Source organism: Galactobacter valiniphilus (genome assembly GCF_003575975.1).
In the GTDB taxonomy this organism is placed as follows: Bacteria; Actinomycetota; Actinomycetes; order Actinomycetales; family Micrococcaceae; genus Galactobacter; species Galactobacter valiniphilus.
Map to the genome: position 1 here is coordinate 1 of NZ_QQXK01000039.1, position 24698 is coordinate 24698.

The following is a 24698-nucleotide window of genomic DNA, read 5'->3' on the forward strand; positions in this document are numbered from 1 at the left end:
AGGGCCTCGACGTCCCTCACCCCGCAGCCCAACTCACACCGGCGCGCCGCTCACCCCCACCGCAAGTAGGAAGAGCCATGATGCGTTGAAGCGCAGGAGGCCCAGCCTCGGCTCGTCGTTGCTTCCTCCGAACCACGTTGCCGCTTCCTCATTCCACAGTTTGTTCACTTTGGAACAGGCCGGCCCCTACCGGACGGCAACGGGATGTGGGTGCGGTACCTCAAGCACCCTTTCCGTACGGAACACCCTCGTGGATTCACGCTTTCGTGGCATGGTTCGCTGGTGGTGCGATAGGGGCGCGCTGCGCCGAGATTGAATGATGCGTTCCGAGGAGCCGTGTCCACCAGCCGGACCCCGTCCTCACCCGCCGCCCGCGCTTGAGGACGATGTCGCCGCCTGCCCACTCCGGGTCCGCCGGGGACAGGGCCTGCTCTCCGGAGCCCTCCGGAAGAAGGGACGCGCGGTACGCCTCGGTCACGTGCAGTGGCTCGTCATGGATGCTAGGTAGTAGCTGCCGCTGGGTCTTGCCCGCTCGCCCCCGCAGGTCCTCGCCGAGGCTGGGAACGAGGGCCCTCACGGTGGGACCGGGCAGCCCGGTGATCCACGTGGCCGGAACCGAGACCAGGAGATAAGGAACGCGCACCATGTTGACGAACCGGCGCTTGATTCCCGCCACGTCGGCGTAGGTGCGCACCAATTCGCGATAACTCATGACGTCGGGTCCCACCACGTCGATTGAGGTGGTGGGGAGAGGGGCCTCTAGGGCCGCCACCAGAGCGTTCAGTGCGTCGGTGATCGCCACCGGCTGGATACTGGCCCGCATGAAGCCCGGCAAGGGGATGAGGGGCATGCGCTCCACGAGCCGACGGATGAGCTCAAAGGACGTGGAGCCGCCCCCGATCAAAATGCCGGCCCGCAGGGCGACGACCACGGGGACGCCACTGTCGCGCAACGTCTCCTCGACCTCCAGGCGCGAGGCGAGGTGAGGGGAGAGCCGGTCGCCGCGCGGAACGAGGCCCCCCAGGTACACGAGGCGTTGGACTCCCGCCTGCGCGCACGCTCTGCCAAAGTCCTGCGCCAAGGCCACGTCCTGCTCGGCAAAGCCGGAGCCGTCCATGGAATGCAGCAGGTAGTATGCGGCGTCCACACCCTGCACGGCGGTCTCAACCTGCTCCGGATCGGCGGCGTCCATCGGCACCGCCGTGACACGGGCGCCCCACTCGAGGGCCTCCAGCTTGTTCGGCGACCGCACCGCGGCGATCACGTCGTAGCCGCGGTCAAGCAGGCGGGGGATGAGTCGGGATCCCACGTAACCGGAGGCCCCCGTCACGAGCACTCGGCGCGGCGGCGCGGGAGCCTGTTCCTGGGGATCATCGTGCTTGTCCATCTGCATCGTCGTCCTTTCGCTCCAGGTGACAGTCTGTTCGTCGCATGCGCGAAAGGGAAGTCCCTTGGCAAAGCCTCCCCGTGCGTTGGGGGTTGGATCTGGCGATCTGGACTGCCAGACTCAAGCAGATGCCGCTGCTTTCGCTTCCAAGTCCCGCGCGTCCGTGGATCTTCCTCTGCCTGGGTAGCGCGCTCTTGGGACTCGCCTTCGTCTGGGCGAACACTCCGCCGCTCTTTGTTCTGAGCTCGGTGCTCGTGGCCGCCACCTGGTTCGCCGGCGGCTTCGTCTTGATGAGGCACGCTGGCCTTGGTGACGCCGCGCTTGATCAGCCGAGCTTGGCTTCTCGGGGCGGGCATCGCCATGGACGTCAACGGGCGGGGTGGGGATGGGTGGCACTCGCGGCCGCGGGAACGGTCCTGTTCTTCCTCGCAGGAACGTGGGTTCTGAGCCAGATCCCGCTGACGGCCGCTTTCGTCGAGACGGCTGTCGTCTCGGCCTCCTGGACGCCGCTGTGGCTGACGGTGATCGTGGCGCTGGTGACGGGCTGGGGTGAGGAGACCTTTTTCCGAGGGGGCTTGCCACGGGCCTGGGGGCGGCGAGGGCAGGCGTGGTCGCTGCTGGCCTACACCGTCTCGACGCTCTTCACCGGAAACGCCGTCCTCGTGCTGGCCGCGCCGATCCTCGGCGTCGTCTGCCAGGCGGTCTACAACCGGACAGGTCGCCTCGCGGCGGCGTGGGCTGTCCACTCCGCGTTCAGCCTCGGTGTCGTCGGCCTCGTGCCACTCCTCTTTGTGCCCTAACCTGGCCGCGCCGTGCCCCGGGCTGTCGCCCGCCTGCGCTGCCGCCCCAGGAGGCGCCCGACGGCGCGAACGTGCGTCGCGCCGTCGGGCACCTGGCAGCTGAGCGGGCGGCTCTCCTGACGCCCGGCTCCGCCGGGCGTCAGCGGTCGTGGATCTTCTGGGAGATCAGCTCCACGGCATCCACATTGCCCAGCGTGCCGGGCAGGAGATTCGCCGAGGGGACGGCCACGAGGCGGTTCTCTTGGACCGCGGTGACCTGCGGGAAGGTCTCGCGCAGGTACGCCTCGATCGAGGCGGTCTGGGTGTCACTCGTCGTGGCAAAGACGATGGCGTCCGGGTTCAGGCTCGCGACCTGCTCGGGGGAGACGGCGGCGGCGAAGAAGCTCTCGAAGAGCTTGTCGTCCGGGCTGAACACGTTCTTGCCGCCGGCCTGCTTGATGATGTCCGCCTCGATCCCGGCGCCGATCGCCGAGAGGCTCTTGCCGTCCACGAACAGCTGCGCCACCGTGGGCGCGGTGGCCGAGGCGTTGGCCTGGCTTACGGCAGCGAGACGATCCTTGACCTGCTTGCTCAGTTGCGCCGCCTGCTCCGGCTTGCGGAAGAGGGAGCCGAGATTCTCGATATCCGTGACGAGGTCAGTCACCACAGCGCTAGCGCGGCGATCCGCGCAGCCGCCCGTGGCGATGTACGCCTGGGCACCGGCCTTCTTCAGCTGCTCCACGCTCGCGTAGCCCTGCTCGGCCGTGAACTCGTAGCTGGTGGGGGAGAGCACCAGATCCGGGTTGACCGAGAGCAGCTCCTCGCGGGCCGGCGGCTCGCCCTTGCTGAGTACCTTGACCTGCTCCGCCTGGCTCGCCACGTCGGCCGGCAGTGCCTGCAGGCCTGTCTGCGCCTGACCCACCAGCGTCTCGCCCACGCCGAGGCGCAGGAGTAGTTCCGTCTGGGCGGGGCTGAGTCCCACAGCGCGCTGCGGCGCCTCGGCAAACGTGAGCTCGGTGCCGCAGTTCGTGATGCTGACCGGGCCGCTCGCCGTGGCGGAGCCGCCGATGGCCCCCGCGGTTCCGGAGCTTGCCGCTCCAGAGCCTTCGCCCGCGGGCGGCGGGGCCGTGACGGACTGGCCGCAGGCGCTCAACGCCAACAGGAAGGCGCCGGCGGCGCCCACGAGCGCCAGACGCGAGGACAGAGTGTTGCGGGAGAGAACGTTCATGCGGTGGTTTCCTTCTGATGCGGTGGTGTTGGTTCTTCGCCGGAGTCCGTCCGGGGAAGCGGGTCGAGGAGCAGGCGCGTCCCGGCGCCGCTCGGGGCAGGCACGGCGGTGGCATGCACGCCGAAGACCGTGCGGATGGTCTGCTCGGTGAGCACCTCAGAGGGTGTGCCGTACGCGTACCGGGTGCCCTGGTGCAGCACGGCCACCAGGTCGCAACTGCGGGCAGCGAGGTCCAGGTCATGCAGGGCAATCACGCTGGTGCGGCCCGTAGCGCGCACCAAGCGAAGCAGCTCGAACTGGTGGGCGATGTCCAGGTGATTGGTGGGCTCGTCCAGCACCAGCACCGGGGCGTCCTGGGCCAGGATCCGCGCGAACGTGACGCGCTGGCGCTCGCCGCCGGAGAGGTCGGCGAAGGAATGCATGGCCAGACCGAGCGCGCCCACGCGCTCCAGGCAGGCCATCACCACGGCGTGGTCGCGATCCGAGGTGCCCCACGCCGCGTGCGGGGTGCGCCCCAGCATCACCACGTCGTACACGAGCATCTCGAAGTCGGCGCTGAACTCCTGCGCCATGTGGGCCACGGTCCGCGCCACCTCCTCGCGCCGCATGGCGGAGAGCTCGGTCTCGCCCACGCGCACGGAGCCGGTGATGGGGAGCAGGCGGGACAGGGCGCCGAGGAGCGTGGACTTGCCGCCGCCGTTGCCGCCCAGCACGCCGAGGACGGCGCCGTCCGGCACGTCGAGCGAGACGTTGCGCAGCACCTGCTTTGAGCCGCGGCGCACACCGAGGTCGTTCACCGTCAGCCTCACTTGACACCCCCTTGGCGGCGCAGCAACCAGAGGAAGAACGGGGCGCCGGTCACGGCCGTGAGGATGCCGAGCGGCACCTCGGTTGGCTGGGCCACGGTGCGGGAGAGGAGGTCGGCCGCCACGAGGAAGACCGCGCCGCCGAGCAGGGCCACTGGCACGAGACGCCGGTGATCCGGTCCCACGAGCAGGCGAGCGATGTGCGGCACCACGAGGCCAACGAAGCCCACGCCGCCGGCGACGGACACCGCGGCTCCCGTCACGAGCGCCGCGACCACGAGGGTCTGGGTGCGCACGCGCTGCACGTCCACGCCGAGGCCGGCCGCCACCGCGTCTCCCGCGAGCAGGGCGTTGAGCGGGCGGGTGCGCGCCGCCGTGAACACGACGGCCACCAGGAGGGCGGCCGCGGGCAGGATGACGCTGGAGAGCGTCGCGGCGGAGACCGAACCGAGCAGGAAGAAGAGGATGCCGTAGACGTTTTGCGCCTCGGTGGTGATGGTGAGGTAGCTGGTCAGAGCGCTGAACAGCGCGCCCAGCGCCACGCCGGCCAGGATCAGCCGCTCTGGCGTGATCCGCCCGCGCCGCCGCGAGAGGAAATACACCGCGATGGTGGCCACGAGGGCACCGAGGAAGGCCGAGGTGCCCAGCACCCACGTGGCCGCTGCGAAGCCCAACACAATCGAGGAGGCCGCGCCGAGGCCGGCCCCGGCGGAGACCCCGAGGATGTACGGCTCAGCCAGCGGGTTGCGCACCACCACCTGCAGCAGTGCACCCGCCAGCGCGAGGCACGCGCCGACCACGGCAGCCAGGAGCGCGCGCGGCAGGCGGAATTGCCACACCGCTGTGTCTTGCAGCACGGTGTAGCTGCCATCGCTCATCCACGGCATGCCTGGCACTAGGTGTCCGAGGATGAGACGCGCGGCGTCCAGGAGCGAGACCTGGACGGTGCCGACGGCCACGGAGACGATGAGCAGGGCCACGAGCGCGATCGCGAGCAGGGGGATGAGGAGGCGGGCGGCGCGGCGGCCGGGGAGAACGGGGCGCACCGCAGCGGTGGCGCCGGGTGAAGCGAGGGAGGGTGGGGTCACGAAGGGGTCCTTTCGGGTGCGAGAGTCGGGCGCACCACGCCACCCGTCGCCGCCGCGGCGAAGGAGAGGCAGGCGGCGCCGAGGCGGCGCAGGGCGGAGAGGGGATTCGCGGCGTGGCCGGCGCACGGAACCACGTGCAGCCGCGCGCGATGCCCGCGCGAGCGCAACAGGCGCACGAGGTCCACGGTGTCCCGCGAGCCCACGCGCGCGTCGTTGGCCATCACCACGCCGAGGTAGGGCGGGCAGCGTCCGGGCGGGAGGGTGGCGGCGCGGCGCAGCGGCGAGAGCTCGCGCAGGGCGGCGCGTCCCTCCGGCGTCTCGCTGGACGGAAACTCGTTGAGCCACAGGCTCCCGAGCGGGTGCTCGTCCAGGCGTTCGAGGTCGAGCGGAGCCGCCGTGGTGATGAGACCGGCGCAGAGTCGGCGCCCGTCGAAGGCGCTCGCGGCGGCGACCACCCCGCCGAGCGAACCGCCGGCCAGCACCACGGGTGCCGGCGGGACGCCGGGCAGGCCAGGCAGGCTCAGCTGCTCGACGACGCGGCTCAGGTCCCACACGGCGCGCACCTTGAGCGAGCCCTTGGCCTGCTCCCACCAGGACCGGCCGCGTTCGTCGCCGCCGCGGATCTGCGCATGGGCGACCACGCCTCCGGCCCGAACCCACGCGGCGTGGCTCGGCTCATAGACGGGCAGGTGCGGCTCGCCGAAGCCGCCGTAGCAGCTGAGCAGCACGGGGCGCCGGGTGGCCGGCCCCGGGGGGAGGCTCAGTACCACGTCGATGATCGCGCCGTCCTCCGCCATGACGCCGTGCCGCAGGGTGTGCCCCAGGTCGGAGGGGGCTGGGGGCGAGGCCTCGAGAGCGTCGAGGCGGTAGAGCCGGGGCGGTTCGAGGGCGCTCTCCCAGCGCAGCACCTCCTCGCCGCGGTGCAGGGCGAGCCCGCTGACCACGCCGCCTTCCACCCACGCCGGAAGCTCGACGGCGCGCGCGTCGGTGACGCCGGCGCCGTCGAGCCGGAGCAGGGAGGGGCGTCCCTCGCGTTGCTCCGCGATCGTCACCCCAGCGGGGGTGGCGAGGGCATCGATGACGCGCCCGTCACCGGCCGAGTGTTCCCACAGCACCCGGCCGGTCAGCGGGTCGAAGCCGCGGGCGGCGCGCGCGGAGCGCACCACGGCGTGGTTGCGCAGGGCTGATACGCCGCGCACGCTCGGCAGGCTGAGCTCCCAGGACGAGGGGACCGGCGACCGGCGCGGGGCCAAAGCTGGGCGGGGCGCCGGGCGCAGGCGGGTAGGCTCGCCCGGAACGCTGATGGCCAACAGCGGCCCCCTCGGCCCCTCGAAGAGGCGCCAGCGCTCACCGGGGGGGACGGGGCAGACGCCGCGCGGTCGACGGCCCGGCGTCACCCGGTACAGCCGCGCCTCCGGTGTGGAGACCACTAGGAAGTCGCCGCTCACGGGGTCGTAGACGGGGGGCGTCGTGACGGAAGGCGGCCGCGGCAATCCGCGTGGCCCGCCGCTCGCGGGTGTGTACGAGCCAGAGGCGCGAGGCCTCGTCCGAAGTCGACACCATGACGGCGGCCCACAGGCCGTTGTCGCCGACGGCCAGGGAGGTCGGCGCGCCGGCGGGTTGCCACAGCGGCACCCCGGAGGGGTAGCGACACAGCGCGGCGTGCTCCGCACCGGCCGCGCGCAGGAGGACGAGGCCGCGCTGCGGCAGGCCGACGATGGCCGCCTCCTCTGCGGCGATGGCCGCCTCCCACTCGGCGCTCAACGCCCCACCCCGTCGGCGTGCGCGGGTGCTGCGCCCACGGTGTCCTCCCGGAAGAAGGCGATGCCTCCCTCGTCGAGCGAGGTGGGCACGGCCACGGCGCGCAGGGGGGAACCGTGACGCGCGGCGTTCAGCACGTGCATCTGGGAGTCCCCGCCGCGGGTGACGGCGATCCATCGCCCATCGGCACTGACCGCCACGCTCCGGCGCTGGGCCGGGGCGCCAGCGATCCCCTCCCACGGGACGTGCCCGGGGCGGGGGGAACCGGACAGCGCAGGCAGGGCGCGGGTCTCGGCCAGCCTCCAGCCGCTGGCGTCGCGGCGCAGCACGCTCAGGTGGTCGCCGTCGGGGTGAATCGTGGCGACGGCAGCGGTGTCTCCGCCCAGGCCGAAACGGAAGGCAAGCCCAGGCGGGAGCTCGAGCGATCGTGCCCGGCCGCTGTGCAGGTCGATCCAGGCCATGGCGTTGTTCCACTCGGCCCAGCGCTGTGGGTCTGCCGGTCCGGAGCGGAGGACGCCAAGGGCGTGGCCGGTCGCGGGATCGAGCCGGAGGTAGTGCGCGCGGCCGGGGGAGGGCCAGCGCACGATCCCGGCCGCTTCCGGCCGGCCGTGGCGCACGCGGAAGCGCTCGAGGCCGCGGGAGGTGGCCGTGGCAAACACCTCGCCGGAGGCCACGTCGCCGTGCCCGTCCGGAGCGAGCTCTTCGCACAGCTGCCCGCTCAGCGCTGGGACGTGCGGGCCGAGGGCTAGGAGTTCGTCGAGGCCGATGGCCTCGATGGCGCCCGGCTCTCGGTGGCGCAGCACGGCGACCGGCTCCCCGGTGGTCGCGTCCCTCACCCATCCGGCGCCCGGTTCGCCGGGCCGGGTGCGGAAGCGCGCCGCGACGCCAGATTCCAGGTCAACGAAGCTCGCGACCGGGTTCCACGGATCCAGGTCGAGGCCGAGGCCGGGGGTGACGAGCGCCAGCCGGCCGGTGGGGTCCACGGCCACGTGCTCCGCCGGCACCGCCACGGAGATGCGCGTGCTCCCCGACGGGGTGTCCAGCACAGCCTCACCGGCCGCCTCATCGATCCACAGGGCCAGCTCGCAGCTCGCCTGAGCCACGCCGGCGTGCTCGGACAACACGCCGGCATCGACGGTCGTGAGGGCGTTGCGGTGGAGCCGGTAGAGGACGCCGGCGCGGTGATCTGCGAGGTAGAGAGGAGGGACATTCACACCGCCAGGCTACTTGCTATTGAGAATGATTCTCAATACGGTGAGGGTGTTCGAACCCGAACACCCCTGGATATCCGGAGAAAATTCACCACAGAAGGAGATCGCCATGGAGCGCATCGCCCAGGAAATCGAAGAGACCGAGCAGCTGGCCCATCTTTCGGCCACCCACTCCAACGCGCTCGTCGAGAACCCCTTCGACTGAGTGATTCCGTTGCGCCGTAGCTCGGCGTGACGCCGGGGCCGGGCCGTCGTCGACGGCCCGGCCCCCAAAAAACTATTCACGCGGCGTAGCCCTGGCCGCCGCGCCCCTCGAAGCAAGGAGCCGCCGTGCGCGCCGAGACCAGCATCGTCCCCGTCGAAGGGACGGCTGACACGATCGTGGCGTGGGGTGAACACGGGGCGGCGTTGCGCACGGCCGGGGGTGCCTTTCTCGGATTGTCCGGGTATCCGGAGGGGCTCGCCCGGGGGGGAACGCACCGATGAGCAAGCGGAGTCGTTCATGTTCCGGCTCGCCGCCGAGCGGGCACAGGATGCGCTGAAGATCCGGCGCGCGAGGTGGCCGGAGCCCCGGCATGTGATCTTGCTCGGCGACGCCGCCCTGGCAGCGGACGTGCAGACGGCGCTCGCCGCCTGGGGCGCCCCCGTCGCACGCCTCGGCGCGGCCGAGGCGGCCGAACGCGCCGACGCGTACACCTTGGTGATCGGCGTGGCCGAGGCCCCGGCCGGGCGCGCCGGCTGGGACCGGCTCGATGACGCGGCGCGGCGCGGTGCCGGCTGGATCCGTGCCTACCGCGAGGACGGTCTCTACCTCGTTGACCCGCTCGCCGTGGGGGATCGTGGTCCCACCGCGGCGCAGGTCCTGGCCAGGAGGCGCGCAGCGAGCAACGCGCCGCAGGCCTGGCAGGCCTGGCGCAACGCGACGACGGCCGCCGCGGCGCCGCCCGGTCTCGCCGACCCGGCGGCGCAGGCCCACCAGCTCTCACGCATCCTGGCACTCTCCGCCGCGTGGGCGCGCGGCACGGCCGGAGTCGACGAAACGAGCCTCCTGCAGCGCTACGACGCCGCGGCGGCCCGGTTGAGTCACCACCGGGTCCTCGCCTTCGACCCCACGCCGGCCACCGCCCTGAGCGCCGGCGCTGTGGAATGAGCTCCACGACGGTGGGCGCGGCGCGTGTCCCCTTGCCGGACGGCACCGTGCTGCGGGGGGTGCGGGCTCTACCCCAACACCCCGTGGCCACCGTGCTGGTGCAGACCCCGTACGGAGCTGCCGCCCAGGAGCCCATGGCGCGCTCCTGGGCGGCGCGCGGCATCGAATGCTGGGTGCTCGATGTGCGCGGGCGCTACGCGAGTGGCGGGGCCTGGATTCCGTACCGCCACGTGGCCGAGGACGGCGTGGAGGCCGCCGCCTGGGCGCGGGAGCACGGGTCCGGGGGGCCGCTGCTGCTGCATGGCGCTTCCTACGCCGCGCACACCGCCCTGGAGACCGCGCGGGCGCTGCACCTTGAAGGCGCCACGCCCGCGGACGGCGTCGCCGTCTCGGTGCCCGTTCTCGGCCCCGGCGAGACCGCCTGGGACCGCCACGGGCGGCCGCTCATTTCCGAACGGGTGGGGTGGTGGCACGAACACGGTTTCGGGCCGCGCTCCAGGAACCCGCTGGACGCCGCGGAGGCCCAACGTCGCGTCAATGCGGTCCGCGCCCGCGGCGTCGGCGTCGCGGAGGCGTGGGGCTGGCCTTCGGCCACGCGGCGGGCCTGGCACGAGCTGTGGTCCTCGCCCCGCGTGGACCCGGCGCTGCGGTGGGGAGGAATGCGATCCCCGCTCCTCGTCATCGGCGGCCGCCACGACCCCTTCCGGCGCGAGGCGGCGGCGATCGCGCGGGGCTGGGGCGGCCCGTCTCAGCACGCCGAGGGGCCCTGGGGCCACGGGCTGCTCGCGGACCTGGCCCCGGGGCACGCCCGCGGCGACGTGGTCGCGGCCGGCGGGCCGGGCGCCGTGCTGGACGGCTGGCTGGCCAGCACCGTCCCGGACGCCCGCGTTCGGCGCAACACCGTCCCCGCGCCGCCCCGCGGGGCATACCGACTCGTCTCCGAGCTGCGCCCCGCCGCCCGTAGCTGGACACACACCACCACAGCAGAGAGGCCCCGACCGTGAACCCGATCCCCACCGACACCCTGCCGCAGCCGGCGCCGACGGTCAGCGCGGACTCGCCGACCGCGGCGCTCGGAGCCCCCGGGCCCGAGCGACCCTCCACCGCCCCGGCACCGCTCACGCCGGAGGACCTCGTCGATCCCTTCACCGGCGTCATCCGCTCCGTCAGGGAGGTCCCGCACCCACCCGGCGCCCCGGCCGCGTACCTCGCCCTGACGGCCTCCGTGGCCGACGCCAGGATGCTGGGGGAGTGGCCGGCGGACCGGGTCTCGCTCGGAACCTCGTTCGGGGACGCCGCCGCGGCGCGGATCGCTGCCATCGCCGAGGGCGCCGAGCGCTACTGCGGCAACTTCCTTCCCGACCCGCTGCCGCCCCAGGACTACTTCACGGGCACGCACGAGGAGCTCGTCGCGTCCGGACGCCCGGCGCTGGAGACCCACGAGCTGCCAACGCATGCCGTGTGGCAGGTGGGGCGGCCGGGCTTCCCCTACACGACCATGAGAGAGAACACCCCCGCGCTGTGGGTACGTTGCAGCGATGAGGTCGGGAACGAGGTGTGGGTGCCGGACGCGTTGGTGCACCTGAACTGGCGGCAGGCCCGCTTCCGGCACCTGCCCCGCACCCACCACCTCAACTACGCGGGGATCGCCACGGGCCAGGGCGTACAGGACGCGAGGGACAGGGGGCTGCTCGAGGTCATCGAGCGGGACGCCTTGGAACTCTGGTGGCACCTGGACGGGCCGGCGCGCGGGATCGACGTGGACTCGGTGCCCGGCCTGCGCGAATACCTGGAGGGCTGCGAGCTCGAGGTCTGGCTAGTGCAGATGCCGAGCGAATTTGCACCCTGCGTGGCAGCACTCACGTACGACGCCGCGCGCGGGATCTACGCTGCGGGCTTCTCCTGCGCGCTAGACCCGGCCAGGGCAGCGCGCAAGGCGGTGCTGGAGGCCGTCCACACCTGGATCTACACGCAGGGCACGCTCGAGTCCGACGGCTGGGTCTACCGCGCCGTCGAGCGGGGGCTCATGGCCAGGGGGCTCTATCTCGAACACCGGCCGGAGCGGGACTACGAGGCGCAGGCCGGCGCGCAGTTCGAGAACGTCATCGACCTTGGCGCCCACGTGCAGGTCTGGCTCGATCCCAGCGTGCACGCGCTCGCCGCCCGCTTCCGCGAGCCAGCGCTCGGGACCGTGGGCGTGGAGGCACTCGAGAGCCCGACGCTCGGGCAAGTGCGCGCACGGCTCGCCGCGGGCGGCCACCGGGAGATTTATCGCGACCTGACCACGCGCGACGTGGCGATGACGCCGCTGCGCGTGGTGCGCACACTCGTGACCGGCCTGGTCCCCAACGCCCCGGCCGCCTTCGCCTATCTCGGCATGGACCGCTTTGCCTCCGCCGCCCGCGAGCGCGGCTGGCCCGTTCCCGGCGACGGGCCGGAGTGCTTCACGCTCGTTCCGCCCCCGCACATGTGAGGCGCTGCCCGTGACACTCACCGCCCTTCCTGGCCTTCTGCTCCATCAGGCCTACGGCCCCCTGACGCCGGGGGACCCGGTGCATCCGGGACCCCGGGGCAATGCTTGGTCCGCGCTCGGGGCCGGGACCGCCGCCACCTCGGCCGGGGCCACGTCGCCTGCCGCCGAACTGGCCCTCGAGGTCCTCGAGGCACTGCTCGCCCCGCGCGGACTGCACCTCACGGAGGACGGCTCCGCCACGTCCATCCAGCGTCGCGCCGTCCCCTCGGCAGGGGCAAGCTACGGAGTGCGGGCCCACCTGCTGGAGCCGGCGGTCGAGGGCGACTGGCGCAGGTGGGCCTACGACCCGGAGCTGGGCACGCTCACCTTGCGCCACCCGGAGACCGAGTTCCTGGTCCCGGCCGCGTGGGCTGCCGCCGCCTCCCTCGACTCGCCTAGCCGAGCGCTCCTTGTCTTTTCCGTGCTGCCCGGGCGCGCGTTCTCGCGTTACCGGCACCGGGCCTGGCCGCTGTGGCTGGCCGACGCCGCCTATGCGGCCGCCGGTGCCGAGCACCTGCTCGGCACCACGGCGGTCCTCGCCAGCGAGCTGCAGGGCGGGGTGGCCGGGCTGCACGGCGCGCTCGCCTGGCCCCGGTCCGCCCACGCCGAGGCGTGGCTGAGGCGAGGCCTCGCGCCCGAGCTGCCCCTCGCCGTCGTGCCTTTGCCCGCCGCGCGTCCCGCCTGGCTGGCCGCGAGGGCCGAGCGGCTGAGCGCGCGCCGCAGCCCGCATCACGCCCGCTTCCTCGCCGGCCAGCGGAGGCCGGGCGGCGCGGCCGACCGGCTGGCAGTGGCCGCGCAGCAGCCATGGATCACCGGGGCGGAGCGCGTGGTCACCTGGACGCTCGAGGTGGGAGGGTCCGAACCGACCCGTCTGCTCACAGCGGCGTGGGCCGCTCCGCTGGCCGCGGGGCGCCGTCTGTACGCGGAACACGCGGAGGGGAGCTGGTCTTCCCGCCCCGTCTCCGGGCTGGTCGCCTCCTCGGGGACGTGGGTGGTCCACGCCCTCGCCTCCCTGCGCCCAGATCGCCCCGCCACTCACGGAGGAATCCGAACATGATGATTGTCAAGGAACTCACGCGGGCGGCCGCCCGGCGTCCGCGGGAGGTGGTCGCCGCCGTTGCGCCAGCGCTGCTCGTCAACGCCCTCTACGTGGGGCAGGCGGTGGCCCTGGCGCACGCCCTCGCCGCGGCGGCCCGAGGGCGGCTCCAGGAGGCGTTGTTCAGTCTCGGGGCCGTGGCGCTCATGACGCTGGTCCGGGTCGGGGTGGCCCTCGTCCAGGCCTCCGCCGCGAGCCAGCTCGGCGCCAGGGTCCGGCTCGATGTGCGCGCGGCCGGCCTTCGGGGCGTGCTGCGCCCCGAAGCGCTGCGGGACCCGGCGCGCCGCCCTGGCGCCCTGCGGGCCACGCTGAGCGACGGCGTGGACGGCGTGGACGCCTACGTCTCCGCCTACTACCCGGCCCTGCTCACCCTGGCGATCGCGACCCCTGCCGTGCTCCTGGGGCTGGCCTGGGTGTCCTGGCCTGCGGCCCTCGTCGTGGCCGTCGGTGTGGCGCTCGCGCTGCTTGCACCCAAGGCCTGGTCACGGCTCATGGCCAGGCGCTCGCAGGAGCAATGGGAAAGCTATGAGGGCCTGGCAGCCGAACTCTCCGAAGCCCTGCGCGGCATGCAGACGCTGCGGGCGTTGGGCCGTGTTCCCTGGTCAAGGCGGCGCATCCATGCGCGGTCCGAGCGGCTGCGCCAGCAGACCGAGCGGGCCATGCGCGCCTCGCTCGCGGAGACGGCCCTCACCGATCTGGCCATCCAGGGAGCCCTCGCGGCGGCGGCGGCCTGCGCCGTCGTCGAGGCGCTGGCACCCGGTTCCGTCGCCTCCCAGACGTACCTGATCTTGATGCTCTCCGGGGAGGCCTTCCGCCCGGTGCGCGAGCTCTCCAAGCAATGGCATGCCGGCTACCTCGGCCTCGGCGCCGTCGCGGGGCTCCGTGACATCGGCGCGTTCGAGGCGGGGGAGACGCGCCAGACCCAGGGCGCGACGGCGGCGGCGAGAGAAACGCCGGTGACGTCAGCCGGGGCGGTGGCGGGGGTGGCCCCGGCGGCGGACCCCGCGACGGAAGCCCCCGGTGAGGGGCTACGCGTGAGCGCTGTGCGCTTCGCCTACGAGGAGGGTCGCCCGGTCCTGGACGGCGTGAACCTGCGGGCCGAGCGCGGTGGCCTCACCGCGATCGTGGGGGCGTCGGGGGCCGGAAAATCCACCCTCTTCGACGTGGTCCTCGGCTTCGTGGAACCGGGGCATGGGAGCGTGCGGCTGGACGGAGCCCCTCTGCGCGCCCGCGACGTGGCGCTGGTCTCGCAGCATCCTGTGCTCTTTGAAGGCACCGTCCGCGACAACCTGGACCCCGCCGGCACCGGCCACGCGGACGCGGCGCTCGAGGAGGCCTGCCGCGCGGCTGGGGTGTGGGAGGACGTGCTGGCGAGGGGCGGCCTCGAGGCGTCTGTCGCCGAGTCCGGCCGGGACCTCTCGGGCGGTCAGCTGCAACGCCTCGCCGTGGCCCGCGCGCTGCTCACGGGGCGTCCCGTCCTCCTGCTGGACGAGCCGACCAGCGCCCTGGACGAGGCCACCGCCGCCTCAGTGCTCTCCACTCTGCGGCGCGTTGCCGAGCACCGTGTAGTGCTCGTGAGTACCCACCGACCAGGCGAGCTGCCGCTGGACACCAGGGTGCTCGCCCTGAGCGAGGGTCGCCTCGCCCCGGCGCCCGCCCCGTCAGAGGAGAACGCATGAACAGCTCGGCCCTGGCCCGGCTCATCCCGTTGTTGCGGCCCGAACGCGCGGGACTCCTGCGCAGCTTCGCCGCGTCGATGGCCTCGGCGCTGTGTCTCACCGCGCTGGGGGTGCTGGCGGCGTGGGCCGTGGGCCGCGCCGTCGTGCTCCATGCCGCCCCGCCCGCGTGGCTGTGGCCCCTCGTGGCAGCCCTGGTGGTGCTGCGTGCCGTCCTGACGTGGCGGGAGATGGATGTCTCCCACGTCATGGCCTTTCGCGTCCTGGCCCGCCTGCGGCTCTCACTCTTCGACGCCTTCTCCCGTGCGCGGCCCACCCGGAGGGGGCGGCACAGTGGCCGAGAGGCGAGCACCCTGCTCACCGATACGGAGCGGCTCGAGTTTTTCTACGCCCACACCGTGGCGCAGATCGCGGCGCAGGCCGTGGTGGCCGTTGGCTGCATCGTGGCGGCGACGGCGGTGCGCCCCGTAGCCGGCGTCGTGGTGCTCGTGGGCGCCCTCGCCCTGGTGGCGGCCACCCGCCTCAGTGCCCGGGCTGGACGGCGGGCCGGCGAGGCGGAGCAGGAAGCGCGCGAGGCGCTGTCCGGGCGCATCAGCGAGGTCGTGACCGCGACGAGGGAGGTGCTCAGCAATGCGATGGTTTCGCGCGTGCTGCGCGATGCCTTAGCCCTCACGGAGCGCAACAACCGGGCCGACAGGACCAAGGCCCTCGTGATCACCGCTGCCTCCGGGCTACGGGAAGTGATCGTGGGTGCCGTGGCGGTCTGCGTGCTCCTCTTGGGCGTGGTGCACGCCGCCGGCGACCGGGACTCCGCTGCGGTGTTGGCACCGCTCCTGGTCGTGACGCTGGCCGGGCTCGCCGCCGTGGCGGACGCCGCCACCACGCTGACGCAGTTGCAGCCGCTGGAAGCTTCCGCGGCCCGCGTGGCCGGCGCCATCGCGGACGCCCCGGCAACTCCGGAGGGCGAGAAGCCAACGGGCGCATCGCCAGCGGCGATGCTGCCGGCTGGCCCACTCGGGATTCGCCTGCGGGACGTGCGGTTTGCCTACGAGGACGAGGACGGCGCCAGCGGCCGACTCGGCGGCCCCGGTGTGAACCTGGACGTGCTGATCGAACCTGGCGAACACGTCGGCGTGCGAGGCCCGTCGGGGGCCGGCAAGTCGACGCTGCTCGGGCTTATGGCGCGGTTGCTGACGCCGCAGGCGGGGAGCCTGGAGCTGCTGGGGGTGGACGGCGGACGGATCTCGTTGGGGGAACCAGGCGAGGGGGAACTGCGCGCCCGCGTGGCTTACGTGGGACAGCGGGCCACGCTGTTCAGCGGCACGGTGCGGGAGAACCTGCTGATGGGGCTGCCAGAGAGCCAAACGGCACCGACGGACGCCGAGTTGCTGGGACTCCTGGGCCGCCTGGGACTAGAGGGAATCGTGACGTTGGAGGCGCCGCTGGGCGAGGACGGACTCAGGCTCTCGGGCGGCCAGCGGGCCCGCGTGTGCCTGGCGAGGGCCATCGTCGGCGAGCCGAGCCTGCTGCTCGTGGACGAGGTGACGGCCTCGCTGGACGCGGCGGCGGAATCCGCCATCACGGAGGTGCTCGCTTGGTACCCGTGCACGGTCGTGTTGGTGTCGCATCGGCCCAGCACGCTGGGGACCACTGACCGCGTGATCGACGTGGCGGCGCCGGCCGGCCCCGGGTGAGGCGCCAGCCCACCGCCCGGGGCGGCCCGACGGCGTGGGGGAGCACACGCCGTCGAGCACCACCGCCCAGTGGGGGCGCGGGCCGGGATGCCCAAACGACGCGATGATGTTTTCCGCCGTCCAGTCGGGCCGTTCCTCCGGGAGGAAGTGGCCCCCGCGGCCGGCGCAGAGAACTCCCCGGGCCCAGAGTGGTTTGACAGGGGAGACGGGGCGGACGCCCGCGTGGAGTGCCTGCCCACCGAGGCGAGCTCCGTCGGCCTCGACGCGGAGGCCGTTTCGCTGACCGTCGGGTCGAGTCAGACGCTCACCGCCACGGTGTCACCCGCCTCACGGTCACGGCGCAGACCGGCGGTATATCGACGACGATCACTGTCACCGTCAAGGTTCCGCCGCCGACGAAGGTCACCTCGGTCGGCCGGAGCGTGAAGGAGCGCAAGCTGAAGGTGGGGGGACAAGCGGAGCATTCGGGCCACGGCCACCCCCGCCGGGGTGCCTGGGACCACCTTCTCCTGGAGCTTGGCGCAGCCCAAGGTGGCATCGTTGAAGGGAAAGGGTGACACGGTGAGCGTCGCCGGTCTGCGCCCAGGCACCACGTGGCTGACGGTCAGGGCGACGCCCGGGGCGGCCAGCACGTGGATCAAGATCACCGTGACGCCCGCCAAGGTCACGTCGATCTCGACCAGCGTCCCGAGCGTCAAGCTGGTGAAGGGTGCTCGCTTCACGGTCCACATGAAAGCCGTGCCCACGGGCGTGACCGGCGTGAAAGACGCCTTCTCCGGGGCCAACACCAAGTTGGTCAGGCTCTCCGTGCGGGGGTCTTCGGTGACCCTGACGGGTCTCAAGCCGGGAACCACCACCTTGACCGTCAAGGCCAAGCCGGGGTCCGCCCAGAAAAAGATCAAGATCGTTGTCAAGGCGGCCACGGCCCGCTGACCGGACGCACACCCGAGGCTCAACCTGGCGGAGCACCGCCGTCTCAGGGAGCAGTGGGGTAGGGCAAGGTGCCCGACGCCGCGTGCTCAGGCACGCGCCGTCGGGCACCTTGTGGGGTGAGGAACCACCGACACCCCAACGCTGAACCCCCACCGCGGTTGACCGCGGCCTGGCCACTCAGTGTCAAGCGTTCAGCAGCGACTCTCCCGGATCGGGCTGGCGCTCCACCTTCCCCACGAGGAGGGAGTACGCCAGGATGCCGATGACCGTCACCACGGTGATGTAGACGAACGCCGGGGCGAAGGAGACATCCGAGACCAGGAAACCGATGACGATCGGGGTGGCGATCGAGGAGAGGTTGCCGATGAAGTTGAACATGCCGCCCGTGGTGCCGATGAGGCGCTTCGGGGCCAGCGCGGAGACGAGCGACCAGGTGATGGACGCGAAGCCGTTGCCGAAGAAGGCGATGCACAGGAACGCGATGACCCAGGCGGTGGAGTCAGTGAAGTTCGCGCCGATCATGGCGGTGGAGAGCAGCAGGCCGGCGATGATCGGGCCCTTGCGTGCCACGCCGAGGGAGACGCCGCGGCGCACCATCCAGTCCGAGAAGAAGCCCGAGAGCAGCACGCCAACCAGTGCCGCGATGTACGGCAGCGAGATGAGGAAGCCGGACTTGATGAAGTCCATGCCGCGGTACTTGACGAGGTACGTGGGGAACCAGGTCAGGAAGAACCACAGCGTGGAGGTCAGGCAGAACTGGCCGATGTAGACGCCCCACAGCTTGCGGTTGGTCAGCACGGCCTTGAAGTCGGCCCAGGAGGTCTTCTTCCGCTCCGTCTGCGCGGACTCGAGGTCGACCAGCCCGCCGCCGGCCTCGATGTGATCGATCTCGGCCTGGTTGGCCAGCCGCATCTTGCGCGGCTCGCGGTAGACCAGGTACCAGACGACGCCCCAGAGGATGCCGATGCCGCCCGTAGCGATGAACACCCAGTGCCACGAGAACGCGGTCTGCAGCCAGGTCAGGACCGGGGTCAGCAGCGCGAGGCCGATGAACTGACCCGAGGTGTAGAACCCGATCGCGCTGCCGCGTTCCTTGTCCGGGAACCAGGCCGTCGCCACGCGGTTGTTGATCGGGTAGGCGGGAGCCTCGAAGACGCCGACCAGCAGGCGCAGGATGATCAGCGCGACGAAGCCGGAGAAGATGCCCATGAAAGCGGTGGCCAGCGACCATAGGATGAGGCACGCGGGGTACAGGATGCGCGGCGGGATCTTGTCGATCAGCCAGCCGCCCGGGATCTGCAGCGCCGCGTAGGTCCAGCCGAACGCGGAGAGCAGCAGGCCCTGCTGGGCGGGCGAGATGTGGAACTCCTCCGAGATGGCCGGGAGGGCCACGGAGAGGTTGGCGCGGTCGAGGTAGTTGATGACCACCGAGACGAAGAGCATGACCGCGATGAGGATGCGGGCCTTCGTTGCGCGGGAGACCTGCTTCTCGCGGGCCTGGGCATAGCTGTAGGTGTTTTGCGTGCTCATGCCGGTCACCACTCCGCGAACGAGCCGTCGGTGTGGCGCCACACCGGATTGCGCCAGCGGTGGCCTTCGGCCGCGCGCTCCTTGACGTACTCCTCGTTGATCTCAACGCCGAGACCGGGGCCCGAGGGGATCTTGACCATGCCGTCGGCGTAGTCAAACACCGAGGCGTCGGTGACGTAGTCCAGCAGATCGTTGGACTTGTTGTAGTGGATCCCGAGGCTCTGCTCCTGGATGACCGCGTTGTAGGCCACGGCGTCCACGGCCAGGCACGCGGCGAGGGCTATGGGGCCAAGCGGGCAATGCGGGGCCAGGGCGACGTCGTAGGTCTCCGCCATCGCCGCGATCTTGCGCACCTCGGTGATGCCGCCGGCATGCGAGAGGTCGGGCTGGATGATGTCGGCCACGCCGGACTCGAGGATGTGCTTGAAGTCCCAGCGGGAGTACAGCCGCTCGCCGAGGGCGATCGGGGTGGAAGAGTTGCGTAGCACATCGGCCACACCGTCCACGTGCTCGGAGAGCACGGGCTCCTCCACGAACATGAGGTTGTACGGCTCCAGCGCCTTGAGCAGCACGCGGGCCATGGGGCGGTGGACGCGGCCGTGGAAGTCCACGCCGATGCCCACGTTCTCTCCGACGGCCTCGCGGATCTCCGCGACGTTATGGACGACCTTCTCCACCTTGTCGCGGGTGTCGATGAACTGCAGCTCCTCCGGGCCGTTCATCTTCACCGCGGTGAAGCCGCGCTCGACGGCGGCCTTGGCCTGGGCGGCCGTCTCACCCGGGCGGTCCCCGCCGATCCACGAGTAGACCTTGATGGAGTCGCGCAGCTTGCCGCCGAGCAGCTCGTGCACCGGCACGCCCAGCGCCTTGCCCTTGATGTCCCACAGCGCCTGGTCGAGCCCGGCCAGCGCCGACATGTGGATGCCGCCGCCGCGGTAGAAGCCCGAGCGGTACATGACGGTCCAATGGTCCTCGATGAGGCGCGGGTCCTTGCCGATCAGATAATCGGAAAGTTCCTCGACGGCGGCGGCGACGGTGGCTGCGCGGCCCTCGAGGACCGGCTCACCCCAGCCGATGACGCCCGTGTCGGTCTCGACCTTGACGAAGCACCAGCGAGGGGGCACCTGGTAGGTGGTGATGGACGTGATCTTCATTGATGCCACGCCTTTCTTGCTTGGGATGCGGGGAAGAAGTCTTAGTGGTTGGCGTCGTAGACGGCCTGGATGGAGGCCGCGCGCGCGCCGACGTCGGCGGCGGTGTCGCCGGCCCGGTAGAGCCACGAGCCCACGCCGGCGCCCTGGGCGCCCGCGGTGAGCCAGGCGCCGAGCGTGGAGTCATCCACGCCGCCGACGGGCAGCATTTGGGTGCCGGCGGGCAGCACGGAGGCCCAGGCCTTCATGCCGGCGATCCCCACCTGGTTGGAGGGGAAGAGTTTGAGGGCGGTGGCGCCGGCCTCGAGGGCGGCGAACGCCTCGGAGGCTGTGGCCACGCCCGGGTAGGACAGGAGCCCCAGGCGCGCAGTCTCGGCGACGACTGCGGGGTTGAAGTTGGGGGAGACCACCATCTGGCCGCCGGCAGCGGCGACCGCGCTGACGTCCTCGACGCTGAGGACCGTGCCGGCTCCCACGAGCGTGTCCTCCGGGAGGGTGGCGCGCAGCAGGCGGATCGATTCCAACGGCTCGGGGGAGTTCAGCGGCACCTCGATCTTACGGAAACCGGCGCCGTGGAGCGCCTCGCCGATGGCCGGAGCCTCCGCGGGGGTGAGGCCGCGCAGGATGGCGATGAGGCCGGTGGGTTCGGAGGTCATGGTGTGCCTTTCGCGGGGTGAGGCGGGGATGAGCGGTGGGGTGACTAAGCAGAGAGCAGGCCGACCGAGCGACCGATGGCGATCAGCCCCGTGAGGGCGGTGCCCTCCAGGACGACGGAGTCAACGCCCTGCAGCGCGAGCGCTTGGGCGTAGCGGCGACCTAGCTCGCCCTCGGCGCAGATGGCTGGCGTGCCCGCGAAGCCGTCTGCGGCCAGGAATCGCAAGGTTTCGTCGCCGATCAGCAGGCCGGAGAGGTAATCGGGAACGAAGCGAGCCGGCACCTCGCCGCTCAGGTTTTGCGTTCGCGCGGTGAAGATTCTGGCCCCGAAGGGATCCTGGGCGTGCACAAGGGAATGCTCGACGCCGCGGACAAAGGCCGCGTCCGCGGCCTCGGCTTCGGCGGCGGCCGGGTGGAGAGCGGCGACCGGGTCCGCGGCTTGCACCGGGTCGCCCAAGATGGTTGAGCTGAGGAGCGCCGCGTGCAGCTCGCCGGTCATGCAGGTGGAGAAGTCGGTGATCGCTCCCTCACTGACGCTGAGCCATTTGGTATGGGAACCGGGCAAGACGAGCGTCGCATCGCTGGGGGAACCGAGCGCCTCGAGGGCTCCGAGCACCTGGGTCTCCTCGCCGCGAAGGACATCCGGAGCTTGTCCGGCGGGCGTGGCCGTATGCAGCCCGGGGACGAGATAGACCGCGTGGCCGGACTCGTGAGAGCCGGTGCCGGGGATGATGTGCAGCGGGAGGGCGGCGGGCGAGGCGCTTAAGGGCAGTCCCAGGTGGGCCGCCTCCGACCAGCCTCCAGCCGAACCAACCATGCCGCACGCGATGGTGGGAACGGCGCGAACCCCGAGCTCGGCGTGGACGTCGGCGAGAGCCTGCGCGAAGCGCGCGGGAACGCTCACTCCTTCCGCCTCTGCGCTCGTCACGACCCTTCGAAGTCCGGAGGCGGAGCGGAGGGAGGTGAGGACCGTGCCGTGGCTGTCGAGGGCCCACGCGCGCAGGGATGTGGTGCCCCAATCGAGTGCCACGATGGCGGCGTCGGAGGGCGGGGGAACGTGCTGCATGTCACGAACGTAAGAAGCGCATCCCACATTGTACAAACGTATCCCATATAGTGGGTTGTGTGAGTGAGACGTCGGTGTCCGCGCCGAAGGGCGCTCAAACCCTCCTGAACGGCCTAGGACTGGTGCGCTGGGTCCAGCGCGGGGTCGCAGATCTGCCTGGCCTGCAACGCGCGAGCGGCCTGCCCCGCTCCACGGTGCATCGACTGGTCCAGGCCCTCCGGAGTGAGGGGTATCTGCGCGACGCCCCCTCGGGGCTCGCGCTCGGCCCAACACTCATCGAGCTGGGTTTCGCCTCGCTGCACGCCAACCCCCTCTCGAGCGTGGCCGCACCGCACCTTCAACGCCTGGCGGATGAGGTGTTGGACACCGTGCACCTCGCGGTGCGGGACCTGGGATCCGTGCTCTACCTGGCCAAGATTCCGGGCCAGCGCGGGGCTGAGATGCGCTCACGGGTGGGCTTGCGGATGCCCCTCACCCGCACGGGGATCGGCAAGGCGCTCCTCTTGCAGGCCGGGCCGGAGCGCTGGGCCGAGCTGTGGCGAGAGGAGTCTCCCGCTGATGCCACGGCCGCCTCGCCCGCGGCACGGGTGGCCGGGGATGATGCGCAGGGCGACTTTGTGGCCCGGATGGAGCATTATCGGCGCGGCGGCTACTCGTATGACATGGAGGAGAACGAGCCGGGCATTCGCTGTGTGGCGGCCCCCGTGCTTGATGCCCTGGGCGGAGTGGCGGGAGCAATCAGCGTCTCGGCGACGGCGCCCTACATGCCGGCCGACCGGATGCGGGCGCTGGTGCCTGTGGTTCAGGCCGTCGCCGCAGACATCGCAGCGGACATGGGGTATCGAGGCAAGGTCTGAGCCGCCGAGGAGCCACTGCTTTGGCGCAGCAGGGCCGTGGCTGCGGATCGCGATGCGGTTCCAGCCGTTCGCCACGATCGAGAACGAATTGATGGCCGAGACCTGCGCGTCGCTGAGCGTGACGAGTTCGCCGAGCAGTGGGTCGAGGCCGGCTGTGATGACGGCGTCGTCCGGCTGCTTCCTCAAGGCCCGGGGCCCTTGTAGGGCTCCGGCGCCTACTTGCCGCGATGGGCCTGGGTCAGGGGAACCCCGTTGCGTCGATGCTCGACGGCGGGTGGGGCGCCGCATCCGCTGGCTCGCTCGGGCGGGGCCCGGGTCTCGGGGTCGCGCGGCGGGGTGGCGGGGTGGAGGTTAAGGGTCCGTCCGGTTGAGCGACGCTGGTGGAATACCACTGTCAGATACTTATCATTTGTTGCAATTTGGTTCGCTTACTGACCAGTAGGTATGCGCATTTTCGGGGTTTCGCGCTATAATTGAACTCTCGCCAGCACCGAGAAACCGAAGTTCATGCCGGTCGATCACCGATCGATTCGAGGTTCGTTTCTAGTGGCGCGCGCATGCGCTCAAAGGCGGGAGGGATCACCATGTTGGACGTCGAGGCCATCACGCAGGCCACCGCCACGCTGCGCTCCCTCATTAACGCCGGTCCCCGTGCCTGGGACGGTGCCCCGGAAGAAGAGGTCGTGGCCGCACTCGGTGCGACCGCCGACCTGGCCCGCACGTGCGACTCGGTGAAGATCGCCGCTGCCGGGGCCGTGGCCCGCCGCTCCGAACCCCTGACCCCCATCGAATCCCTCGCCCGCCGGCTGGGGCACGCCAACACTCGCCGGCTCGTCATGGACGTCTTCGGTGTCAACGGCTACGTGGCCGATTCCTGGATCGACGTGGCCGCCGCCGTGCAACCGCGCACCGGGATCTCCACCGGGGACCTGCCACCGGCCCGGCCCGCCGTGGCCGCGGCCATCGAGGCCGGGGAACTCAGCGCGGAGATCGCCAAGGCCATCGTCGAACAACTCTCCAAACTCACCGGCGAATCCGTGGACGGCGGCATCGCCGTAGCCGAGGCAGCCATGGTCGCCAACGCCACCGGCGGACGCATCAACCTCTTCAAACCAACCCCTGAACCCGCGCCGTTGGCCGGTGCCGGCACTGGTGTCGGCGGGCCTGGCGGAACCGGTGGCAACGCCGGCTGGCCAGGTGGAGCGGCCCACGGCGGAACCGGCCAGCACCCGGGCCCCGGCTGGAGTGGGATGAATGACAACAGGAGTCCCGGCGAGGGCAGCTTCGAGTTCCCGCCCCAGAACCCGGCCTCGCAGCAGGACCCGCGGATGACGCCCTGGGGCGAGGCCGGCGGCACCCCGTGGGAACGCGGTGAAAGTCCCGTCCAGCCCGGCACCTCGAACCCCGGTGGGTTCTTGGCCGGTCAGGACCCGCGCGAGCGCGCGGGCCAGGCTTGGTTCGGCCACCGAGACGACCCCGGCCACACGCCGAACCCTGCACAGGGCCCGGGTGCCGGTGGTTTCGCGCCGAGCTACCAGCAGCAACCAGGCCAGCAACAATCCCAGCAGCAGCGGCCCGAACCGCAGGCACCGTTCCGGCCCGTGCTGCCGCCGAGCATGGACGAGCGATCCGCCCGCCGCGGCACCGGCTCCGCGATCGCCGGAGGCCGCGTGGGCCTTGAACGCATCAAGGAAGAATCCAAGGGCTGGGGCCTCGTCCTCGACCCAGACGGCGCCGAGCCCCGCTACGAACAGCAACGCAAAAACCGGTCGTTCCGGCTCATCAAGAAGGCCGGCGGAGGCTACGACATCACCGGCTTCGCCCCCGACGTCGAAGGCGCCCAGATCCGCACCCTCCTCGACGCCTGTCTCTCTCCACGCACCAAAGACCACGGCCCTGAGAACCTCTTCAACCAAGACCACGAGACCAACGGCACCGACATGGGTACGGGCACTGGTGCGAACGAGAGCCGCACCCACGCCCAACGCTCCTTCGACGCTCTCGCGCACATCCTCGCCCTCCACGCCGCCTCAGCCGACGCGCCCACCACCGCAGGCGCAGCCCCCACCCTGCTCATCAGCACGACCCTGACCGCGATCGACCACCACCTGCACGACTG

General features: G+C 71.6%; 22 protein-coding genes. 11 read left to right on the plus strand and 11 right to left on the minus strand.

Annotation, left to right across the window (positions count from 1 at the left end; genetic code table 11):
- Window positions 1-256: 256 nt before the first annotated feature.
- The gene (locus DWB68_RS14650; RefSeq protein ID WP_158588330.1) at window positions 257-1387 is read right to left on the minus strand and encodes an SDR family NAD(P)-dependent oxidoreductase; all 1131 of its coding nucleotides are present in this window, start codon (window positions 1385-1387) and stop codon (window positions 257-259) included.
- Window positions 1388-1479: 92 nt separating this feature from the next.
- On the opposite strand from DWB68_RS14650, the gene DWB68_RS14655 reads away from it, so the two are divergent.
- The gene (locus DWB68_RS14655) at window positions 1480-2187 is read left to right on the plus strand and encodes a CPBP family intramembrane glutamic endopeptidase (RefSeq protein WP_158588331.1); all 708 of its coding nucleotides are present in this window, start codon (window positions 1480-1482) and stop codon (window positions 2185-2187) included.
- 139 nt (window positions 2188-2326) lie between these two features.
- On the opposite strand, the gene DWB68_RS14660 is transcribed toward DWB68_RS14655, so the two are convergent.
- The 6 genes from DWB68_RS14660 to DWB68_RS14685 form a co-directional block, all read right to left on the minus strand.
- On the minus strand, window positions 2327-3394 hold the full coding sequence (locus DWB68_RS14660) for an ABC transporter substrate-binding protein (protein ID WP_119425867.1): 1068 nt from the start codon (window positions 3392-3394) through the stop codon (window positions 2327-2329).
- Entirely contained in the window at window positions 3391-4203 is an 813-nt protein-coding gene (locus tag DWB68_RS14665) for an ABC transporter ATP-binding protein (protein WP_158588332.1), read from the minus strand. Before DWB68_RS14665 ends, DWB68_RS14660 begins: the two co-directional genes overlap by 4 nt.
- A complete protein-coding gene (locus tag DWB68_RS14670) occupies window positions 4200-5288 on the minus strand; it encodes a FecCD family ABC transporter permease (RefSeq protein ID WP_233548860.1) in 1089 nt (362 codons plus the stop codon). Before DWB68_RS14670 ends, DWB68_RS14665 begins: the two co-directional genes overlap by 4 nt.
- Entirely contained in the window at window positions 5285-6487 is a 1203-nt protein-coding gene (locus tag DWB68_RS14675) for an alpha/beta hydrolase family protein (protein WP_119425868.1), read from the minus strand. Before DWB68_RS14675 ends, DWB68_RS14670 begins: the two co-directional genes overlap by 4 nt.
- 148 nt (window positions 6488-6635) lie before the next feature.
- Complete coding sequence (locus DWB68_RS14680; RefSeq protein ID WP_119425869.1) at window positions 6636-7052, minus strand: hypothetical protein; 417 nt, start codon at window positions 7050-7052, stop codon at window positions 6636-6638.
- A complete protein-coding gene (locus tag DWB68_RS14685) occupies window positions 7049-8263 on the minus strand; it encodes a hypothetical protein (RefSeq protein ID WP_119425870.1) in 1215 nt (404 codons plus the stop codon). Before DWB68_RS14685 ends, DWB68_RS14680 begins: the two co-directional genes overlap by 4 nt.
- A gap of 106 nt (window positions 8264-8369) precedes the next feature.
- Here DWB68_RS14685 and amiA point away from each other — a divergent pair, with 106 nt between their 5' ends.
- The 8 genes from amiA to DWB68_RS14720 all read left to right on the plus strand — a co-directional run bounded on the left by amiA (window position 8370) and on the right by DWB68_RS14720 (window position 17321).
- Window positions 8370-8465, plus strand: coding sequence for a streptamidine family RiPP (amiA, locus tag DWB68_RS17070; RefSeq protein WP_267896982.1), 96 nt, complete (start codon window positions 8370-8372; stop codon window positions 8463-8465).
- A 297-nt stretch (window positions 8466-8762) separates the two neighbouring features.
- Window positions 8763-9410: a hypothetical protein gene (locus tag DWB68_RS14690; RefSeq protein ID WP_119425871.1), complete on the plus strand. Its 648-nt coding sequence runs from the start codon at window positions 8763-8765 to the stop codon at window positions 9408-9410.
- Complete coding sequence (locus DWB68_RS14695; RefSeq protein WP_119425872.1) at window positions 9407-10414, plus strand: CocE/NonD family hydrolase; 1008 nt, start codon at window positions 9407-9409, stop codon at window positions 10412-10414. The genes DWB68_RS14690 and DWB68_RS14695 overlap by 4 nt, the downstream gene beginning before the upstream one ends.
- Window positions 10411-11883, plus strand: a complete 1473-nt coding sequence (locus DWB68_RS14700) for a YcaO-like family protein (RefSeq protein WP_233548862.1) — start codon at window positions 10411-10413, stop codon at window positions 11881-11883. The genes DWB68_RS14695 and DWB68_RS14700 overlap by 4 nt, the downstream gene beginning before the upstream one ends.
- 10 nt (window positions 11884-11893) lie before the next feature.
- Window positions 11894-12979, plus strand: a complete 1086-nt coding sequence (locus DWB68_RS14705; RefSeq protein ID WP_119425873.1) for a nitroreductase family protein — start codon at window positions 11894-11896, stop codon at window positions 12977-12979.
- A complete protein-coding gene (locus DWB68_RS14710) occupies window positions 12976-14697 on the plus strand; it encodes an ATP-binding cassette domain-containing protein (RefSeq protein WP_119425874.1) in 1722 nt (573 codons plus the stop codon). Before DWB68_RS14705 ends, DWB68_RS14710 begins: the two co-directional genes overlap by 4 nt.
- Window positions 14694-16388, plus strand: coding sequence for an ATP-binding cassette domain-containing protein (locus tag DWB68_RS14715; protein WP_119425875.1), 1695 nt, complete (start codon window positions 14694-14696; stop codon window positions 16386-16388). Before DWB68_RS14710 ends, DWB68_RS14715 begins: the two co-directional genes overlap by 4 nt.
- 561 nt (window positions 16389-16949) lie before the next feature.
- A complete protein-coding gene (locus DWB68_RS14720) occupies window positions 16950-17321 on the plus strand; it encodes a hypothetical protein (protein ID WP_119425876.1) in 372 nt (123 codons plus the stop codon).
- A gap of 183 nt (window positions 17322-17504) precedes the next feature.
- Here DWB68_RS14720 and DWB68_RS14725 read toward each other — a convergent pair whose 3' ends face one another.
- Genes DWB68_RS14725 through DWB68_RS14740 form a run of 4 tightly spaced genes read right to left on the minus strand, consistent with a single transcriptional unit; the run spans window position 17505 to window position 21722 of the window.
- Window positions 17505-18851, minus strand: coding sequence for an MFS transporter (locus DWB68_RS14725; protein ID WP_119425884.1), 1347 nt, complete (start codon window positions 18849-18851; stop codon window positions 17505-17507).
- 5 nt (window positions 18852-18856) lie between these two features.
- Window positions 18857-20005 (minus strand): galactonate dehydratase, encoded by a 1149-nt coding sequence (gene dgoD, locus DWB68_RS14730; protein WP_119425877.1) that lies wholly within the window; start codon window positions 20003-20005, stop codon window positions 18857-18859.
- Window positions 20006-20046: 41 nt separating this feature from the next.
- Window positions 20047-20658: a 2-dehydro-3-deoxy-6-phosphogalactonate aldolase gene (locus DWB68_RS14735; protein WP_119425878.1), complete on the minus strand. Its 612-nt coding sequence runs from the start codon at window positions 20656-20658 to the stop codon at window positions 20047-20049.
- Between the two features lie 44 nt (window positions 20659-20702).
- The gene (locus DWB68_RS14740; protein WP_119425879.1) at window positions 20703-21722 is read right to left on the minus strand and encodes a 2-dehydro-3-deoxygalactonokinase; all 1020 of its coding nucleotides are present in this window, start codon (window positions 21720-21722) and stop codon (window positions 20703-20705) included.
- A gap of 59 nt (window positions 21723-21781) precedes the next feature.
- On the opposite strand from DWB68_RS14740, the gene DWB68_RS14745 reads away from it, so the two are divergent.
- Both DWB68_RS14745 and DWB68_RS14750 read left to right on the plus strand, forming a co-directional pair.
- Window positions 21782-22579, plus strand: a complete 798-nt coding sequence (locus DWB68_RS14745; protein WP_233548863.1) for an IclR family transcriptional regulator — start codon at window positions 21782-21784, stop codon at window positions 22577-22579.
- A 584-nt stretch (window positions 22580-23163) separates the two neighbouring features.
- On the plus strand, window positions 23164-24698 hold a 1535-nt coding region (locus DWB68_RS14750), incomplete at its 3' end, for a DUF222 domain-containing protein (protein ID WP_119425880.1).

Bases quoted from the DNA above. Each gene is read 5' to 3' on its own strand.
- DWB68_RS14740 (WP_119425879.1), bottom strand. From the start codon at position 21,722: ATGCAGCACGTTCCCCCGCCCTCCGACGCCGCCATCGTGGCACTCGAT.
- dgoD (WP_119425877.1), bottom strand. From the start codon at position 20,005: ATGAAGATCACGTCCATCACCACCTACCAGGTGCCCCCTCGCTGGTGC.
- DWB68_RS14695 (WP_119425872.1), top strand. From the start codon at position 9,407: ATGAGCTCCACGACGGTGGGCGCGGCGCGTGTCCCCTTGCCGGACGGC.
- DWB68_RS14735 (WP_119425878.1), bottom strand. From the start codon at position 20,658: ATGACCTCCGAACCCACCGGCCTCATCGCCATCCTGCGCGGCCTCACC.
- DWB68_RS14660 (WP_119425867.1), bottom strand. From the start codon at position 3,394: ATGAACGTTCTCTCCCGCAACACTCTGTCCTCGCGTCTGGCGCTCGTG.
- DWB68_RS14710 (WP_119425874.1), top strand. From the start codon at position 12,976: ATGATGATTGTCAAGGAACTCACGCGGGCGGCCGCCCGGCGTCCGCGG.
- DWB68_RS14650 (WP_158588330.1), bottom strand. From the start codon at position 1,387: ATGGACAAGCACGATGATCCCCAGGAACAGGCTCCCGCGCCGCCGCGC.
- DWB68_RS14725 (WP_119425884.1), bottom strand. From the start codon at position 18,851: ATGAGCACGCAAAACACCTACAGCTATGCCCAGGCCCGCGAGAAGCAG.
- DWB68_RS14690 (WP_119425871.1), top strand. From the start codon at position 8,763: ATGTTCCGGCTCGCCGCCGAGCGGGCACAGGATGCGCTGAAGATCCGG.
- DWB68_RS14715 (WP_119425875.1), top strand. From the start codon at position 14,694: ATGAACAGCTCGGCCCTGGCCCGGCTCATCCCGTTGTTGCGGCCCGAA.
- amiA (WP_267896982.1), top strand. From the start codon at position 8,370: ATGGAGCGCATCGCCCAGGAAATCGAAGAGACCGAGCAGCTGGCCCAT.